Origin of the sequence: Bradyrhizobium sp. WD16, assembly GCF_024181725.1 — a bacterium.
Taxonomy (GTDB): Bacteria; Pseudomonadota; Alphaproteobacteria; order Rhizobiales; family Xanthobacteraceae; genus Bradyrhizobium_A.
Genome location: NZ_CP028908.1, coordinates 2,157,274 through 2,172,863, shown reverse-complemented (window position 1 = coordinate 2,172,863; position 15,590 = coordinate 2,157,274). Strand labels below are relative to the sequence as shown.

11 protein-coding genes are annotated in these 15,590 nt (G+C 65.1%); 6 read left to right on the top strand and 5 right to left on the bottom strand.

The window, feature by feature from the left end:
* Positions 1-76: 76 nt before the first annotated feature.
* The 3 genes from ispG to DB459_RS10050 are packed head-to-tail and all read right to left on the bottom strand — an operon-like array spanning position 77 to position 2,829.
* The gene (gene ispG / locus DB459_RS10060; protein ID WP_253712707.1) at positions 77-1,354 is read right to left on the bottom strand and encodes a flavodoxin-dependent (E)-4-hydroxy-3-methylbut-2-enyl-diphosphate synthase; all 1,278 of its coding nucleotides are present in this window, start codon (positions 1,352-1,354) and stop codon (positions 77-79) included.
* Between the two features lie 12 nt (positions 1,355-1,366).
* On the bottom strand, positions 1,367-2,311 hold the full coding sequence (locus tag DB459_RS10055) for a DMT family transporter (protein ID WP_253712706.1): 945 nt from the start codon (positions 2,309-2,311) through the stop codon (positions 1,367-1,369).
* Positions 2,312-2,337: 26 nt separating this feature from the next.
* Positions 2,338-2,829 carry a Fur family transcriptional regulator gene (locus DB459_RS10050; protein ID WP_253712705.1) on the bottom strand — a complete coding sequence of 164 codons (492 nt, stop codon included), beginning with the start codon at positions 2,827-2,829 and terminating at the stop codon, positions 2,338-2,340.
* Positions 2,830-3,035: 206 nt separating this feature from the next.
* Between DB459_RS10050 and DB459_RS10045 the strand changes: the two genes are divergently transcribed.
* From DB459_RS10045 to DB459_RS10030, 4 genes are all read left to right on the top strand, one after another.
* A complete protein-coding gene (locus tag DB459_RS10045; protein WP_253712704.1) occupies positions 3,036-4,133 on the top strand; it encodes a patatin-like phospholipase family protein in 1,098 nt (365 codons plus the stop codon).
* Between the two features lie 132 nt (positions 4,134-4,265).
* Entirely contained in the window at positions 4,266-4,739 is a 474-nt protein-coding gene (locus tag DB459_RS10040; protein ID WP_253712703.1) for a MarR family winged helix-turn-helix transcriptional regulator, read from the top strand.
* Positions 4,732-5,886: an HlyD family secretion protein gene (locus DB459_RS10035; RefSeq protein ID WP_253712702.1), complete on the top strand. Its 1,155-nt coding sequence runs from the start codon at positions 4,732-4,734 to the stop codon at positions 5,884-5,886. The genes DB459_RS10040 and DB459_RS10035 overlap by 8 nt, the downstream gene beginning before the upstream one ends.
* 47 nt (positions 5,887-5,933) lie before the next feature.
* Positions 5,934-7,445, top strand: coding sequence for an MDR family MFS transporter (locus DB459_RS10030; protein WP_253713507.1), 1,512 nt, complete (start codon positions 5,934-5,936; stop codon positions 7,443-7,445).
* A gap of 267 nt (positions 7,446-7,712) precedes the next feature.
* Here the strand turns inward: DB459_RS10030 and pcaF are convergent, their stop codons facing one another.
* Positions 7,713-8,921, bottom strand: coding sequence for a 3-oxoadipyl-CoA thiolase (pcaF, locus tag DB459_RS10025; protein WP_253712701.1), 1,209 nt, complete (start codon positions 8,919-8,921; stop codon positions 7,713-7,715).
* A gap of 187 nt (positions 8,922-9,108) precedes the next feature.
* Here pcaF and mutS point away from each other — a divergent pair, with 187 nt between their 5' ends.
* Positions 9,109-11,850 (top strand): DNA mismatch repair protein MutS, encoded by a 2,742-nt coding sequence (mutS, locus tag DB459_RS10020; RefSeq protein ID WP_253712700.1) that lies wholly within the window; start codon positions 9,109-9,111, stop codon positions 11,848-11,850.
* Between the two features lie 96 nt (positions 11,851-11,946).
* Here mutS and DB459_RS10015 read toward each other — a convergent pair whose 3' ends face one another.
* Positions 11,947-12,456, bottom strand: coding sequence for an OsmC family protein (locus tag DB459_RS10015; protein WP_253712699.1), 510 nt, complete (start codon positions 12,454-12,456; stop codon positions 11,947-11,949).
* Between the two features lie 204 nt (positions 12,457-12,660).
* On the opposite strand from DB459_RS10015, the gene DB459_RS10010 reads away from it, so the two are divergent.
* Complete coding sequence (locus DB459_RS10010) at positions 12,661-15,450, top strand: [protein-PII] uridylyltransferase (protein WP_253713506.1); 2,790 nt, start codon at positions 12,661-12,663, stop codon at positions 15,448-15,450.
* Positions 15,451-15,590: the final 140 nt, after the last annotated feature.

The following is a 15,590-nucleotide window of genomic DNA, read 5'->3' as shown; positions in this document are numbered from 1 at the left end:
GGCAGTTATTCAGCCCAAAATGCAAATGGCCGGAGCGAGCCCGGCCATCGGCAAGAACACCCGACCCGTGCGCGGCTTATTCCGCCGCGGTCTGACCGGTGACGCCGTAACGGCGATCGATGTATTCGATCACCATGGCTTTGAAGTCGCTGGCGATCGACGGACCGCGTAGGGTGGTGAACTTCTTGCCGTCGACGAACACGGGCGCCGCCGGCGTTTCGCCGGTGCCCGGCAGCGAAATGCCGATATCGGCATGCTTGGACTCGCCAGGTCCGTTGACGATGCAGCCCATCACCGCGACGTTCAGGGTTTCGACGCCGGGATAGCGCGTCTTCCAGTTCGGCATTTCGTCGCGGATGAAGTCCTGGATGTCGCGCGCCAACTCCTGGAACACGGTCGATGTCGTGCGGCCACAGCCCGGGCAGGCGGCGACCAGAGGCACGAAAGTGCGGAAGCCCATGGTCTGCAGGATTTCCTGCGCCACCTTGACTTCGAGGGTGCGGTCGCCGTTCGGCTCGGGCGTGAGCGAGACGCGGATGGTGTCGCCGATGCCGTCCTGCAGCAGCACGCTGAGCGCGGCCGCGGAAGCGACGATGCCCTTGGAGCCCATGCCTGCCTCGGTCAATCCGAGATGGACGGCATAATCCGAGCGTGCGGCCAGGTCGCGATAGACCGCGATCAGGTCCTGCACCGCGGAAACCTTGGCCGAAAGGATGATACGGTCTTTCGGCAAGCCGATCTCGATCGCGCGCTGCGCCGACAATAGCGCCGACTGCACCAGTGCCTCGCGAGTCACTGCGCGGGCATCACGCGGCACCGCCGAAGCGGCATTCCTTTCCATCAGGCGCGTCAGCAGCTCCTGATCGAGCGAACCCCAATTGGCGCCGATGCGCACGGCCTTGCCGTGCTTGATCGCCATTTCAACAATGGCGCTGAACTGGGTATCACGCTTGTCCTTGAAGCCGACATTGCCCGGATTGATCCGGTACTTGGCCAGCGCCTCGGCGCAGGCCGGATGATCGGCAAGCAGCTTGTGACCGATGTAGTGGAAATCGCCGACCAGCGGCACGTTGACGCCGCGCTTGTCGAGCTGCTCGCGGATTTGCGGCACCGCCGCAGCGGCCTCGTCGCGATCCACCGTGATCCGCACCAGTTCCGACCCGGCGCGGGCCAACGCCGCAACCTGAGCCACGGTCGATGCGATATCGGCCGTATCGGTGTTGGTCATCGACTGGACCACGATCGGCGCCCCGCCACCGACGGTGACGTGGCCGACCTTGACGGCAGCGGTAGTGTGGCGCGGGGCAGGCCCGGCAACGTCGACGGCAGACAAATTCGTTTCTGGCTTGTTCATGGCGCTCAGATATCAGGTTTTGGTGACGGTCAACAACGGATCGACGGGAACGCGTACCGGGCGGTTAACGAGCATCAGCCCGGCGATGACCAGCACCGCAGCGGCCACGAAGGCTGGGCTCAAAGGGTCGTGCAGCACGAAGTGTCCGGCAGTCACGCCAAACAGCGGGGTCATGAAGGTAAATGCCGACAATTTGCTGGCAGAAAAACTTCGCACGAGCATGAACCAGAACAAAAAGGTCAGGCCGACGACCCAAAACGTCTGATAGACCAACGACATAGAGGCGACGACACCGGGCCAGCCGGTGATCCGCTCGCCGAACGCGAGAGATCCCAGTCCCAGTATGGGGATCGACACCGCCAATTGGTAGGCCAGGGTCTTCTCCGCCGGGGCGCTGAGCAAAGGCGACAGTTTCACCACGATGGTGGTAGCGGCCCACAATACGCCTCCGGCGACGACCATCAGATCGCCGATCATCACTGTGGCGTCGACATCTGTCTGGGGAACCCCGATTGCCAGCGCCACCCCGGCGAAGGACAGGGCCAGTCCGCCCCACTGCATCGGCCCCAGCCGCTCACCGAGGCGGAACGAGGCCAGTGCGACGACAAAAGGCGCGACATAAAGAAACACAACCGCGCGCGTCGCCGTAGTCCACAGCAGCCCGCGATAGATCACGATGAATTCAAGACCGAACAGCAGTCCGGCCAGCATCCCCGCCTTGAGAGTGTCATCGCGCTCGAAGATGTCGACGCCGCGCAGCCGCGCCACAAGCATCACCATGAGCAAGCCGCCGGTGGAGCGCAATGTCGCCATCATCAGCGGAGGGATGTCGGGCAATGCCAGCTTGATCGCCACCTGATTGAGTCCCCACGACAGGCAGAGGACCACCATCACCGCCGCCGCGCCGAGGGTCAGCGGACGGCCGGCGGGGGCCGGTGCGGTAGCGGGTGAGGACATGATGGTAGAATCCGATCGCTTTGGCGTTATGTCTTGGCTTGGCAATGGGCGCAGGTGCCAGTGACCTCGACGACAGCGAGCCGGGGCGCGAATCCATCGGCGCGCGCCGCCTCGTTCAGCTTCGCGGCGATGGGCGCCGCGGGAATTTCGCCGACCTGCCCGCAGCTTTCGCAGATCAGAAAGGCCACCGTCGCCGTATCGTCGTGGCGGTGGGCGCAAGCGATGAAAGCATTCCGGCTTTCGATGCGATGGACAAGGCCGTTGTCGATGAGAAAATCGAGCACACGATAGACGGTGATCGGCGCGGGTCGAGGGCCCTCGCGCGCCAGCAATTCGATGATGTCGTAGGCGCCAAGGGCGCGATGTTCCTGCAGCATAGCCTGCAGCACCTGGCGGCGCTGCGGCGTGAATTTCTGCCCCCGGTTGCGGCACACGGTTTCGGCGTGGCTCAGCGCATCCGCGGCACAGAGACCGTGGTCATGGTCGGGATGCGGGAAAACAGGCGGCGCGATCGACATCGTCCATTCATGTAGCGTCTTTGCGGCATTCGCGCCCCAATTTTTGCGATGCCCGGCTCTGCAATTCCGGATGAACATCGCGAATGACATTTTTGCGATGCCGCCGTCTTGGGTTGCACTGCAGCAAATCGGCCCCAGATTATTAGGAGTCCGACCAGCCGTGCAGCGCGACGGCGGTTTCCCTGAATATCCCGCGAGGTCTCGCCGTGGCCGGCAATCTCAAATCCTATCTCGATGGCCTCACCAGTTGGACAAAACGGGCTGGGACCCGGCCGCAACGGCCAGCGACCAAGAAGATCAATCTCGCTCTCCAGGGCGGCGGCGCTCACGGTGCTTTCACCTGGGGCGTGGTCGATCAGATCCTTGCCGACGGGCGGCTGGAGATCACGGGAATCTCCGGCGCCTCGGCCGGCGCCGTCAACGCGGTGATGATCGCCGACGGCTTTGCCCGCGGCGGTAGCGAAGAAGCGCGGCGGCGCCTCGCGATGTTCTGGCGCGCAGCCAGTACTGGCGGCTCGCTCCCTCCCGTGCAGCGCGCGGTGACCGACCGCATGCTGTCGATGATGCCCTTTGCCACCACGCCGGTGCAGAACTGGTTCGAGACCATGGCGCATTACTTTTCGCCCTATGAGCTCAACCCGTTCGACTTCAATCCGCTCAACGACCTGATCGCACGCTCGGTGGATTTCGAAGCGGTGCGCAACGGCGATATCGAACTCTTCATCTCGGCTACCAACGTCCATACTGGGCGGCTGCGCCTCTTTCCGCGCGAGAAGATCACCGCGGACGTGGTGATGGCCTCGGCCGCCCTGCCCTTCATGTTCCGCGCCGTCGAGATCGATGGCATCCCCTTCTGGGACGGCGGCTATTTGGGCAATCCGGCCATCTTCCCGTTCCTGCAGGCGACCGAGACCGACGACGTGCTGGTGGTGCAGATCAACCCGGTGACGCGGCCGTCGACGCCGAAGCGATCCTCCGAGATCATCGGCCGGCTCAACGAGATCACATTCAACTCGGCGCTGATTTCGGAGCTACGGGCCATGGACTTTATTACCCAGCTCATCGACGACGGTCACCTGCCGCCGGGCCGCTACCGTCGGCTGAACTTCCACCGCATCGATCTCGGCGTGCTCGCCACCCGCCTCGCCGGCGCCAGCAAGCTGAAGACGGATTTCGAGTTCCTGGATCTGCTGCGCCGGGCTGGCCAGCGCGCTGCCCGGCGGTTCCTCGACCAGCATTTCGATGACATCGGCCAGCGCAGCACCCTGGACCTCGCCGAAGCCTCCGGGGTGGAATGGGCCTGATCCGGGGCAGGTCCTGGCGGGGTTTTTCCCGGCCATGCAGTTTTGCGTATCTGGATGGCCGGATCTGGACTCGCCGAGATCGTAAGCAAGCTTATTATATTTTCTGCTTACGAAGGCGATATAGGTACTATGATGCCTCAGCACAACCGCGACTTCCTCTTCGTGCTGTTCGAGACCCAGCGCATGCTGCGGCTCTATGCCGACAAGCTGGCGGTACGCCATGGCATTACCCGGGCGCAGTGGGCGGTGCTGGCCAAGCTCGAACGCTATGAAGGGCTGAAGCAGTCGGAACTCGCCGATCTGATGGAGATGCAGCCGATCACCCTGACCCGGCTGATCGACCGCCTCTGCGAGCACGGCCTGATCGAGCGCCGGGCCGACGCGAATGACCGTCGCGTCAACCGCCTCTACCTGCTGGCGGAAGCCAGACCGCTGCTCGACCAGCTCGCCGAACTGCGCGCCGAAATCACCGCCACCGCCCTCGCCCACATGGACAAACACAGGGCCGAGGGCCTTGTCGCCGAACTCACCACCATCAAGGACAATGTGCGCGACGCACTCCACGCCGTCGCGGACTGCAAGCCGAAGGTCCCGCGCTATGGCTGATCCCGTATTGAAATTCCCGCCTGACCAGCAGCGCGCCGACAAGGCGGAGGCGGCGCCGCGGCGTCGCTCGCTGTGGCAGCGGCTGCGCAACCGCCGGCGCCTCCTGCTGCTCGTGGTGCTGCCGGCTTTCGCCGCGATCGGCGGCATCGGCTTCTATCTCTCGGGCGGCCGCTATGCAACCACCGACGACGCCTATGTCGGCGCCCAGAAGGTGCTGATCACGCCCGACATCTCCGGCAAGATCGAAAAGGTGGTCGTCAAGGAAGGCCAGCACGTCAAGGCCGGAGACGAGCTGTTCGAGATCGATCCGGTGCCATTCCGCCTCGCGCTGCAGCAGGCCCAGGCCGGCGTCGAGACCGCCAGGACCAATTTCAACACGCTGAAATCGAACTACAAGGCCTATACCCAGATGCTGGCGCTCGCCCAGCAGGGTGTCGAGCTCAAGCAGCGCGACGTCGAACGCAAGGCCGCTCTGGTGAAGAACAGCTTCGGCTCGCAGCTTGATCTCGACACCAGCACCACCAATCTGGTGACCGCCCAGGCGCAGCTGCAATATTTGCAGCAGCAGCTCGCGACCAGCCAGAACCAGCTGCTCGACAATCCCGACCTGCCACTGGACGAGTTTCCGCCCTATAGCCAGGCGAAGGCGCAGCTCGCCGAGGCCCAGCGCAATCTCGACCACACCGTGCTGTGCGCCCCGATCGACGGCGTCGCCACCCAGGTCGACAGCATCCAGCTCGGCCGTTTCATGCCCGCCGGCTCGCCGGTGTTCAGCCTGATCGACGACGGCCATCCCTGGGTCGACGCCAATCTCAAGGAATCTGACTTCACCTATGTGGCCCGCGGCCAGACGGTGACGCTCTCGGTCGACGCGTTTCCGGACCACGAATTCCATGGCTCGATCGGCGCCCTCAGCCCCGGCACCGGCTCACAATTCTCGATCCTGCCGCCGCAGAACGCGACCGGCAATTTCGTCAAGGTCGTGCAGCGCGTGCCGGTGCGGATCTATTTTGACGACAATGATCCGATGGTGAGCAGGCTCAAGGCGGGCATGAGCACTTATGTCTGGATCGACACCCACCATCGCCGCACGCTCGCCGGACTGTTCGGCCTCTCCTCCACCTCCGCGCAGGAGCAGAACCAGTGACCGCCGCCGCCACCTCCACGGCGGCGGTCCCTGGGCTTCGCCGAAACATGGTGACGATCTGCGCCATGACGGCGACTATCATGCAGGCGCTGGACACCACCATCGCCAACGTCGCCCTTCCCTATATGCAAGGCACGCTGTCGGCATCCCAGGATCAGATCAACTGGGTGCTGACGTCCTATATCGTCGCCGCGGCGATCATGACCGCTCCGGTCGGCTGGATTGCCAACCGCTTCGGCCGCAAGCGGATCTTCATCCTGTGCTCCGCTGGTTTCACGGTAGCGTCGGTGATGTGCGGCCTCGCCCAGGACATTACCCAGATGGTGCTGTTCCGTCTGCTGCAGGGCGTGTTCGGCGCAGCGCTGGTGCCGCTGTCGCAGGCCGTCATGCTGGATTCCTACACGCTCCAGGAGCGCGCCAAGGCGATGTCGATCTGGGGCATGGGCGTGATGATGGGACCGATCATGGGCCCCTCGCTCGGCGCCTGGCTGACTGAAACCTACTCCTGGCACTGGGTGTTCTTCGTCAACCTGCCGTTTGGTGCCATTACCGTGCTCGGCCTCGCCGTGTTCATGGATGAGACCTCGCCCAACACCGACCTGCGCTTCGACTGGTTCGGCTTCGGCGCGCTGGCGCTCGGGATCGGCGCCATGCAGATCGCGCTCGACCGCGGCGAACAGCTCGCTTGGCTCGAATCGCCGGAAATCATCGTCGAGATCCTTCTCGCCATCGTCGGATTCTACTATTTCTTCGCCCATTCGCTGACGACGAAACAGCCCTTCATCCAGTTCGCGATCTTCAAGGACCGCAACTTCATCGGCGGCTGCGTCTTCATGGCGGTGATGGGGCTCGTGCTGTTCTCGACCATGGCGCTGGCCTCTCCCTATCTGCAGAACGTCGTCGGCTATCCGATCATGACTGCGGGCCTGCTGCTCGCCACCCGTGGCTGCGGCACATTCGTCGCCATGATGCTGGTCGGCCGCATCATGCGCCACATCGAGGCGCGCACGCTGATCGTGGCCGGCCTCGCCCTGATGTCGCTTTCGCTCTTCGTGATGACCGGCTGGACCGATCTCACCGGCGTCCCGATGATCATTGTCACCAGCATCGCCCAGGGTTTCGGCCTCGGGCTCGTGTTCGTGCCGCTGAGCACGGTGGCCTTTCTCACCCTGGCGCCGCAACTGCGCACCGACGGCACCTCGATGTTGACCCTGGTCCGCAATGTCGCCAGCTCGATCGGGATTTCGGTGGTCATCGCCGAACTGACCGAAGGCGGTCGGCGCGCCTATGCGGTCATTAACGAAAATGTCACGCCGTTCAACGATGCGCTGAAGATGCCCGACGTCGCCCGGCTGCTCAATCTCGGCACCGACAGCGGACGGGCGCTGATGGATGCGATCCTGCAGGTGCAGGCGCAGATCGTCGCATTTTCACGCGACTACCAGCTGGTGATGGTGGTGACGCTCTGCGCCATCCCGCTGGCGATCCTGATCGGCTCGACCAAGACCACGCTGCGCCAGCAGGCGCAAGGCCCGGACCACGCGGCGGTGATCGATTAAAGCGAGCGGCTAGTGCGATGGATCGGACGCTCATATCAGCATTGCAGCGAATTCGTCGTACGCGCGTCAGATCCAGAATTGCACTAGAATCATAACTATACTCGTGTCCCTTTGGTTCTAACGTTCGTATGAGTGCTCGCTGCAAAGGGATACGAACGTTAGAATCGGGACACTAGAACAAGGCCAGTCCCGACACTCCGACGTTATGCCCGGGCTCGTGCGGACAAGCCCGGCCACGACAAGCAGACTGTCGCGGCCGAGCGCACCTCAGCTCACCTTTTCCAGCGCCATCGACACACCCTGGCCGACGCCGACGCACATGGTGGCGAGCGCGAGCTTGCCGCCACGCTTCTCAAGGCCATGGATCGCCGTAAGCGCGAGGCGCGCGCCGCTCATGCCGAGCGGGTGACCGAGCGCGATGGCGCCGCCGTGCGGATTGACGAAATCGGCATCTTCCTTGACGCCGAGCTGGCGCAGCACCGCGATGCCCTGAGAGGCGAAGGCCTCGTTGAGTTCGATCAGGTCAAAATCATCGATGTTGAGCTTGAGCCGCTCCATCAACTTGCGCGTCGAAGGCACCGGACCGATGCCCATGATCCGAGGCGGCACGCCAGCCGACGCAAGACCGAGCACGCGGGCGCGCGGGGTGAGGCCGTGGGCCTTCACCGCCGCTTCCGAGGCGAGGATCATGGCGGCCGCGCCGTCATTGACGCCCGAAGCGTTGCCGGCCGTCACCGTGCCGGGATTGCGGAATGGCGCTTTCAACTTGGCGAGCGCTTCGAGCGTGGTCTCGGGGCGCGGATGCTCGTCCTTGTCGACCACGGTCGGGCCGGCCTTGCCGCCCGGGATGGTCACCGGGGTGATCTCCTCGGCGAAATAGCCCGCGGCGATGGCGTTGCCGGCGCGCTGCTGGGAGCGGATGGCGAAAGCATCCTGGTCGGCACGCGAGATCTCGAACTCCGCGGCGACATTCTCGCCGGTTTCGGGCATGGAATCGACGCCGTATTGCTGCTTCATCAGCGGATTGACGAAGCGCCAACCAATGGTGGTGTCGAAGATCTCGGCGCTGCGCTGGAAGGCCTCGGCCGCCTTGCCCATGACGAAGGGCGCGCGGGTCATGGATTCGACGCCGCCGGCAATGGCAAGATCGATTTCGCCGGCGCGGATCGCCCGCGCCGCGGCGCCCACGGCATCAAGGCCCGACGCGCAGAGCCGGTTCAACGTGATGCCGGGCACCGTCTCCGGCAGGCCGGCGAGCAACAGCGCCATGCGGGCGACATTGCGGTTGTCCTCGCCCGCCTGATTGGCGCAGCCGTAATAGACCTCGTCCAGGGCGGCCCAATCGAGCTTGGGATGGCGCGCGATCAATGCCTTGATCGGGGTGGCGGCGAGGTCATCAGCGCGAGCCTTGGCGAGCACACCACCGAACCGGCCGATTGGGGTCCGCACGGCATCGCAAATGAACACGTCACGCATGAGCTAAACTCCTTGGGGGCCGGCTATTGCTTTGGTCGGCAGTCTTAGAAAGTGGCGACACGGAAAGCAAATGCGACCAGGGACGGGACGCCATGCATGGGTTTTCTGGCCCGATTTCCTGCAGGGAAACGGGGAAAACCCTACGCTCCGGCGGGATTGGCCGGCCGAAACTTGCTAATTTCGCCCCATGACAATCCATGCCGTACCCGCACCGCCGTCCGATCCCGCGTCCGAAGCAGCTGCCGAGGCCCCCGGCCGCCTGACGCCGATGATGGAGCAGTATCTGGAGATCAAGGCGGCCCATCCCGGCCTGCTCTTGTTCTACCGGATGGGCGATTTCTACGAGCTGTTCTTCGAGGACGCGGAGATCGCCTCCCAGGCGCTTGGCATCGTGCTGACCAAACGCGGCAAGCATCTCGGCCAGGACATCCCGATGTGCGGCGTGCCGGTAGAACGCTCGGACGACTACCTCCACCGCCTGATCGCCAAGGGGCACCGGGTCGCGGTCTGCGAGCAGATGGAGGACCCCGCTGCGGCGCGCAAGCGCGGCAACAAGAGCGTGGTCAAGCGCGATGTGGTCCGCGTCGTCACGCCCGGCACGCTCACCGAAGAGAACCTGCTCGACGCCCGCGCCAACAACTATCTGCTTGCCATCGGCCGCGCCCGTGGCTCCTCCGGCAGCGACCGGCTCGGCCTCGCCTGGATCGACATCTCGACCGCAGAATTCTCCATCGGCGAGTGCGCCCCGGCGGAACTCGGCGCCACGCTGGCACGCATCAACCCCAATGAAGTGATCGTCAGCGACGCGCTTTATGGCGACGCCGAGATCGGCGATATGCTGCGCAGCCTGCCTGCGGTGACGCCACTGACCCGTGACGTGTTCGACGGCGCCACTGCCGAACGGCGGCTATGCGACTACTTCGCCGTCGCCACGGTCGATGGGTTCGGCACTATGACCCGGCTCGAGGCGACGGCCGCCGCCGCGGCGCTGACTTATATCGACCGCACCCAGGTCGGCAAACGACCGCCGCTGGCGCCTCCGGCGCGGGAATCCTCCGGCGCGACGCTCGCGATCGACCCGGCCACGCGCGCCAATCTCGAGCTGACCCGCACGCTGTCCGGCGAGCGGCGCGGTTCGCTGCTCGACGCCCTCGACTGCACCGTCACCGCAGCCGGTTCGCGGCTTCTGGCGCAGCGCCTCGCCGCGCCGCTGACCGATGTCGGGACGATCACCCGGCGACTGGACGCCGTCTCGGCCTTCGTCGCCGAAGCTGCCCTGCGCGAGGGCCTGCGTGCCACCTTGCGCGCGGCACCGGACATGGCGCGAGCACTGGCGCGTCTCGCGGTCGGCCGCGGCGGTCCGCGCGATCTCGCGAGCCTTCGTGACGGCGTCGCGGCTGCCGATAGTGCGCTGGCGATCCTCACCGGGATGCCGTCGCCGCCAACAGAGATCGACGAGATCATGGCGGCACTTCACCGGCCCTCGCGCGTGCTGAAGGACGAATTTTCCCGCGCGCTCGCTGACGACCTGCCGCTGTCGCGACGTGACGGCGGCTTCGTGCGGGAAGGGTATGATGCCGATCTCGACGAGACCCGCGCGCTGCGCGACCAGTCACGCCAGGTGGTCGCGGCCATGCAGGCGCGCTACGCCGAAGAGACCACGATCAAGACCCTGAAGATCCGTCACAACAACGTGCTCGGCTATTTCGTCGAGGTCACGGCTCAGCACGGCGAGCGGCTGATGGCGCCGCCGCTCAATGCGCTGTTCATTCACCGCCAGACTCTGGCCGGCCAGGTGCGCTTCACCACAGCCGAGCTCGGCGAGGTCGAAGCCCGAATCGCCAACGCCGGCGAGCGCGCCCTGGGACTCGAGCTCGAGATCTTCGATCGCCTCACCCAGCAGGCCGCCGCCGCCGGAGACGACCTGCGCACGGCCGCCCACGCGTTCGCCCGCCTCGATGTCGCCAACGCGCTGGCGAAACTCGCGGTCGATCACGACTATGCCCGGCCCGAGGTGGATGACAGCCTCGCCTTCGCCATCGAAGGCGGCAGACACCCGGTGGTGGAGCAGGCGCTCAAGCGCGATGGCCAGTCATTCATCGCCAATGCCAGCGACCTCTCTCCAGTGCCGGGCCAGAGCAAGGGCCAGATCTGGCTGATCACCGGCCCCAACATGGCCGGCAAATCGACCTTCCTGCGCCAGAACGCCTTGATCGCGCTGATGGCGCAGATGGGCGGCTTCGTGCCGGCCCGCCGCGCCCGCATCGGCGTGGTCGACCGTCTGTTCTCGCGGGTGGGCGCCGCCGACGACCTCGCCCGCGGCCGCTCAACTTTCATGGTGGAGATGGTGGAGACCGCGGCCATCCTGAACCAGGCCAGCGAGCGGGCGCTCGTCATTCTCGACGAAATCGGTCGCGGCACCGCGACCTTCGACGGCCTGTCAATCGCCTGGGCAACGATCGAGCACTTGCACGATGCCAACGGCTGCCGCTCACTGTTCGCCACCCATTATCATGAGCTCACCGCTCTCTCGGCGCGGCTGCCGCGGCTGTTCAACGCCACCGTGCGGGTGAAGGAGTGGCACGGCGACGTGGTCTTCCTGCACGAAGTGCTGCCTGGCTCGGCGGACCGCTCCTACGGCATCCAGGTGGCGCGCCTCGCCGGCCTGCCGCCGGCGGTGATCACGCGCGCCAAGAGCGTGCTGGCGAAACTGGAGGCGCAGGATCGAAGCGACACCGCCCGCGCGCTGATCGACGACCTGCCGCTGTTCGCGGTGCCCTCGCGCGCACCAGCCGCCGAACCGCCGCCGCCCGGTCCCGGCGAGCAGTTGCTCGCTGAACTGGATAAGCTGCAGCCCGACGAAATGTCGCCGCGCGAAGCGCTCGATGCGCTCTATGCGCTGAAGAAGGCCGCGGCGGAAGAAAACTAGAGCTGGAGAGGCCGTTACTCTCGGCATCTCCTTTTTCGTCACGCCCGGGCTTGTGCTGGTCGAGCCCCGCTATGACGAATTGAGCCAATTAGCGTTTCACCCCCGCTCCATCGTCACGATCGTCTTCGCGCCGTGGCGGACGGTCTGATAGACGACGCAGAAGCGCTCGGTGAGCTTGAGCAACTGGTCGAGCTTCTCCTGCGGCGCATCGGTGTCGACCGCAAAATGCAGCCGGATCTCGGCGAAGCCGACCGGCGCCTCCTTGTCGACACCGAGCGTCCCGCGGAAATCGAGATCGCCTTCGGCGCTGACCTCGCCGGAGCGCAACGGTAGTTCGATGGCTGTCGCAACCGATTTGAGGGTCACGCCCGCGCAAGCGACCAGGGCTTCCAGCAGCATGTCGCCGGAACACAGCTCCAGCCCGGAGCCGCCGGCGCCGGGATGCAATCCCGCCGCCGCCATCGCCCGCCCGGTCTCGAGGCGGCAGGCGATGCCGTCCTCATCGAGGCTGCCGCTGGCCCGCAACGTGATCCGCGCGCTCTGCGGATCGGCCCGATAGCGCTCCTTGAACGGCGCCTGCAGGGCGCGCAACTCGGCGGCATCCATCCCGGTCTCCTGTTGTTTCGATCGCTGCGGGCAGGCCGGCGGGCCGCCCCAGGAGGGGGTTGTAGCACCGCCGCCGCGGTCGGTGTAGCCGCCGCCCGGCACCGGCGGGGCGAGGATCACCCGGCCGTGAAGGCGCCCGCCCGGGGCCCGGTGCCCGGCCGCGAAACGCGTGACAGCGAGAGCTCCGTCCGATATCCCGATGTCATGGACAGCGCCGTGATCGCCGAACCTGCCCCGCCGCCCGCCTTCGACACGGCGCGGATCGAGGGTGCCATCGCAGACCTCGCCAAGACCCATGCCGGCCGGGAGGATGCGTTCCGCGCTGCCCTCGCCCAGCTCCTGAAGATCGAGACGGCGCAGGCGCGCGAGACAGTGCAGGCGCAGCTTCTCAAGGACCGTCACGGCCGGCGCTGCGCCGAGCAGCTTTGCGATATCCAGGACGCCGTGATCCGTCTCCTCTTCAATGCGGCGACGCGTTACCTCTACCGCTCCGAAACGCCATCGGAGGCCGAACGGATGTCCGTCGTCGCCACCGGCGGCTATGGCCGCGGCTTGATGGCGCCACAATCCGACATCGATCTATTGTTCCTGCTGCCTTACAAGCAGACCGCCTGGGGCGAACAGGTGGCCGAGGCCATCCTCTATTGCCTTTGGGACATGGGGCTGAAGGTCGGTCATGCCACGCGGTCCATCGACGAGAGCATCCGTCAGGCGCGCGCCGACATGACCATTCGCACCGCGCTGCTCGAGACACGCTTCCTGACCGGCGACCGGGCGCTCTACGACGAACTGGTGCTGCGCTTCGACAAGAATATCGTGCAGGGCACCGCGGCGGAATTTGTCGCCGCCAAGCTCGCTGAACGCGAAGAGCGCCATCGCCGCGCCGGCCAGTCCCGCTACCTGGTCGAGCCCAACGTCAAGGACGGCAAGGGCGGCCTACGCGACCTGCATACTCTGTTCTGGATGGCGAAATACGTCTACCAGGTGCGCGACGCAGAGGAACTGGTGAAGCGCGGCGTGTTCGACGCCCATGAATACCGGACCTTCAGGCGCTGCGAAGATTTCCTGTGGTCTGTCCGCTGCAACATTCATTTTTTCACCGGACGTGCGGAGGAGCGGCTGTCCTTCGACATGCAGCGCGAGATCGCGCAGCGCCTCGGCTACACCTCTCATCCGGGGATGCAGGATGTCGAGCGCTTCATGAAGCACTACTTCCTCGTCGCCAAAGAGGTCGGCAACCTCACCGCCATCCTCTGTGCCAAACTGGAGGACCAGCAGGCGAAGCCTGCACCGGTGCTGAGCCGGGTGATCGCGCGGCTGCGGCCCGGCGCCGGGCGGCACCGGCTGCGCGACAATCCGGATTTCATCGTCGACAATAACCGAATCAATCTCGCCTCACCCGACGTCTTCAAGCGCGCCCCGATCAATCTGATCCGCATCTTCCATCTGGCGCAGAAGAACAACCTCGCCTTTCATCCCGACGCCATGCGAACGGCGACGCGTTCGCTACCGCTGATCAACGAGAAGCTGCGGGAGAACCCCGAAGCCAACAAGCTGTTTCTCGAGATCCTGACCTCGAACGATGCCGAGATCGTGCTGCGAAGAATGAACGAGACCGGCGTGCTCGGTCACTTCATCCGCGCCTTCGGCAAGATCGTATCGATGATGCAGTTCAACATGTATCATCACTACACGGTCGACGAGCATCTGATCCGCTGCATCGGCATCCTCCAGGAGATCGAGCGCGGCGGCAATGACGAATTCGTCCTGTCCAGCGCCCTGATACGCAAGATCAGGCCGGAGCATCGCGTCGTGATCTACGTGGCGGTGTTCCTCCACGACATCGCCAAGGGCCGCCCGGAGGACCATTCGGTGGGCGGCGCCAAGGTGGCGCGACGGCTCTGTCCGCGGTTCGGCCTCAGCCCCGCCGACACCGAACTGGTGGCCTGGCTGATCGACGAGCATCTGACGATGTCGACGGTGGCGCAATCGCGCGACCTCTCGGACCGCAAGACCATCGAGAATTTCGCCGCAGTGGTGCAGACGTTGGAGCAGCTCAAGCTGCTCACCATCCTGACCACGGCCGACATCCGCGGCGTCGGACCCGGGGTGTGGAACGGCTGGAAAGCGCAGCTGCTACGCACCCTTTATTATGAAACCGAACCGGTGCTGACCGGCGGCTTTTCCGAGGTCAACCGTGCTCAGCGCATCGCTGCAGCCCAGGCGGAATTCCGCTCACAATTCACCGAATGGCCGGAGGCCGAAGTCTCCGCTTATGTGGCGCGGCATTATCCCGCCTACTGGCTCAAGGTCGATCTGGCGCACAAGATCCGTCACGCCCGCTTCGTGCGGACGAGCGAACAGGCCGGCCACAAGCTCGCGGTCAATGTCGGTTTCGACGAGGCGCGAGGCGTCACCGAGCTCACGATCCTGGCGCCCGACCACCCCTGGCTGTTGTCGGTGATTGCCGGCGCCTGCGCGTCGGCCGGAGCCAATATCGTCGATGCCCAGATCTATACCACCACTGACGGGCTGGCCCTCGACACCATCGCCATTTCCCGCGAATACGATCGCGACGAGGACGAAGCGCGTCGCGCCACGCGGATCGGCGAGATGATCGAGCAGGTGTTGGAAGGCAAGCTGCGGCTACCCGAGGTGGTGGCGAAGCGCGCGGCTGCCAAGCCGAAGCACCGCGCCTTCACCGTCGAGCCGGAAGTGACCCTCAACAATCAGTGGTCGGACCGCTACACGGTGGTCGAGGTTTCGGGCCTCGACCGGCCTGGCCTGCTCTATCAACTCACCACGGCCATTTCGAAGCTCAACCTCAATATCGCCTCGGCCCACGTGGCGACCTTCGGCGAGCGTGCCCGCGACGTGTTTTACGTGACCGACCTGCTCGGCGCCCAGATCACTGCGCCGACCCGCCAGGCCGCGATCAAGCGTGCACTGGTGCATCTGCTCGCCAACGGCGAGGCCGCTCAGCCGGCAGCTTGATTTCAGGGCGGACAAGCAGCCCAATCATCGACTATCATGCTTGGCCCTGTGCCGGGCATTCGCGTCCGACCGTCAGTCGCAGACGCAAGGGACACTAAGCTAGTCCGGCTTAGGTCTCGCAATTGCCTAAGGAGCCTGCC